The 3,100-nt window shown below is 73.6% G+C and carries 2 protein-coding genes; both read left to right on the plus strand.

What is annotated here, in order from left to right; genetic code table 11:
* Window positions 1-2,598: hypothetical protein (locus VFO68_RS29705; RefSeq protein WP_325161720.1), on the plus strand; the 2,598-nt coding region annotated here is incomplete at its 5' end.
* Window positions 2,599-2,634: 36 nt separating this feature from the next.
* Window positions 2,635-3,100: alkaline phosphatase D family protein (locus VFO68_RS29710; RefSeq protein ID WP_325161721.1), on the plus strand; the 466-nt coding region annotated here is incomplete at its 3' end.

Consider the following 3,100-nt stretch of genomic DNA (forward strand, 5'->3'; position numbering starts at 1 on the left):
CCACCGCCGGCCACCGCCGAGCCGTCCCCGGACGGCTCGGCGGTGGCCGTTGTGGCGGGTCGCGCCGAGCTGTCCGAGACCAGCCGGCTCGCCGACCGGCGCTCGCTGGTCACCGGGGACCGGTTCATCGCCATGGGCGACGGCACCGGGCGCTTCCCGGCCGGCGGCTGGCACGTTCGCGGCGAGATGGCCGGCCTCTGGACGCCACCGGTCAAGTTGCTGGACGGCATGTGGTTCGCCGTGGACGGCGCCTGGCTCGGCACCGACATCGCCACCACCCGCTACGTGACCGGCTCGGGCTACCAGCGGTTCGGCTACCGGCCGAGCGCGGGAGTCCAGGTCGACCGGGTGGACTTCGTCCCGGACGGTCGCCGGGCCGCCGTGGTCGGACTGGTGCTGCGGTCCGACTCGGCGAAGACCGTGAACCTGGCGCTGGACGCGCATTCCGAGTTGATGCCGGCCTATCCATGGGGCTGGACCACCCCGGGCGCCGGGGCGGTCAACCTGCCGGACACCGGCGGCTACACCGACGGAACGCTGGTGTTCCGGGAGAACGGGACCTCGCCGGGCCTGGGCGCGCACGACTGGGCGGCCGTGGTGGGCGCCTCGATCGCCCCGACCGGGCACGCGCTCGGCGCCGGGCACCGCGGCCCGCAGGAACCGCCGGTGGTCTGTCCGGCGGACGGCGTGACCCCGTTCCGGTGCGACGACTCGGCGACCGGCGCGGGCACCGGCGGGCGGCTGGACTACCAGGTGCGGCTGCGCCCGGGCCGGGCGACCACGGTGTGGTTCGCGGTCGCCGGCTCGGAGTCCGGACCGGCTGCTGCCGCCGCCGAGTTCCGTGCCGTGCAACGGGATCCGGCCGGCGCCCTGCGGTCCAAGGTGGACGATCGGGCCGCGGTGGGCGGACGCACCGTGGTCGACCTGCCGGGCGACCGGCTGCTGCAGCGCAGCGTCGAATGGAGCAAGCAGAACCTGGCCGACTCGGTGCAGGAGGCGCGCGACCTCGACCTGCGCGACGTGGACGAGGGCCGCGCCTATCCGGCGGCGAAGGGCACCCTGGACCGGGCGCGCTGGTTCGGCGCCGGGTTCCCGGACTATCCCTGGCTGTTCGCCACCGACGGCGAGTACACCGGGTTCGCCGCGGTGGCCGCCGGGCAGTTCGAGACGTTCAAGGCGCACCTGCGCGCGCTGCGGGACGTCAGCGAGGTGGTCAACGAGCGAAGCGGCAAGCTGGTGCACGAGGTGGTGTCCACCGGGGACGTCTACTTCGGCGCCAACGACGACGCCGGAAACACCGACGAGACCGTGAAGTTCCCCAGCGCGGTCGCGCTGTACTGGCGGTGGACCGGGGACAACGGGTTCCGCGACGAGATGTACGACTTCGCGGTGCGCAACCTGCGCTACGTCGACTCCCGGCTGGACGCCGACCACGACGGCTGGCTGGAAGGGCTCGGCAACGTCGAGCGCTCCGGCATGGGCGTGGAGAAGCTGGACAGCACGGTGTACTTCATCCGCGGGCTGCTCGACCTCGCGGATCTGGCCGCCAGCAAGGGAGACACCGGCACCGCGCGGTGGGCCGGAGACAAGGCGCGCGACCTGCGCAACCGGTTCGAGGCGCAGTGGTGGACCGGTGGCGACGCGAACAACTACGCCGAGTCGATCGACGATCCGGCCAACCCGGCCAACGACAACACCCGGATCTTCCAGCGGCACTGGACCGGAGTCACGCCGATGGAGGTCGAACTGCCCGGCCGCGCCGCCGGGCCGCTGGCCGCCGGCGGGCACGGCAACGCCGCGCTGGCCCAGCGCGAGCGGGACTGCTTCACCGGTGAGTTCGGCCTGTACCACACCGGCACCGGCCCCACGTCGGCGCCGGCCGGCAACCCGGGACCGTCCTGCGACAGCGTGGTGTCCACTGTGGGCAGTGAGCGGTCGATCTTCTCGCTGAACACGGCGGTCATGGCGGTGGCCGAGGGCAACTTCGGCCGGTTGGCCCAGCAACGCCGCTACACCACCGGAAACGCGCGGATCCAGCTCGACCCGGCGGTCTGGGAGACCCCGGGCGCGATGCCGGAGATCGCGCCGTCACCGGACTTCGTGGCCAACATCGACCGGCCGTTCACCGACCGGTCGATGGCGCTGCAGGCCTGGGGCGCCTACGGGGTGCTGTGGCCGGTGGTGCACCAGCACCTCGGTGTGGCGCCGGACCTGGGCAACCGACGGCTCGCGGTGGTGCCGCAGCTGCCGGACGGCCAGCGGGAGATCAGCGGCCGGTCGATCCGGCTCGGCGCCGGCTCGCTCGACGTGTCGGTGTCCGGCGGTGACCGCCGGCTGCGGGTGGCGGTGCGGCTGGACGGCCCGCGCACCGAGTTGACGGTTCTTCCGCCCGACCGAAACGTAGAACCTGGCTTGGCGACCGGGGCCGCCGTCACCTCGGTGGTCATTGGCGCGGTGCTGCCGGACGGGGCCCGGGTGGCCGCGGTGCGGCTGGACGGAAAGCGGGTGCACTACTCGGTCGAGCACACCGCTCGTGGCACCGAGGTTCACGTGCCGGCCAACGGTAGGTCGGCCACCCTGGAGGTCGATCTGCGATAGCCTCGCGGCCAGATCAGCCGAACGAAGGGGTCCGTGATGCCGATCGAGGTCAACCGCCGTCAGCTGCTCTCCGGAACCGCCGCCGCGGTCGGGGTGGCCATGATCGGTCTACCGGCGGCGGCGACGCCGCCGGTCACGGACACCGCCGATCCGTTCCTGCTCGGCATCGCCAGCGGTGATCCGCTGCCGGATGCCGTGGTGCTGTGGACCCGGCTGCTGCGCGACCCGCTCGGCGCCAACCCGGTGTCGCGCCGGCCGGTGCCGGTGGGCTGGCAGGTCGCCGAGGACGAGCGGTTCCGCCGGGTGGTGCGCACCGGTTTCGCCGTGGCCAGGCCGGAACTGGCGCATTCGGTGCACGTCGACGTGGGCGGGCTGCGGCCGGCGCGGGACTACTTCTACCGGTTCCGCGCCGGTCGCGCGTTCAGCCCGGTCGGCCGCACCCGCACCGCGCCGGGCCGGCACGCCGACCCGAACCGGCTGCGGGTCGGCGTGGTGAGCTGCC

The organism is Actinophytocola sp. (assembly GCF_035712165.1).
Taxonomy (GTDB): domain Bacteria; phylum Actinomycetota; class Actinomycetes; order Mycobacteriales; family Pseudonocardiaceae; genus DASYTH01.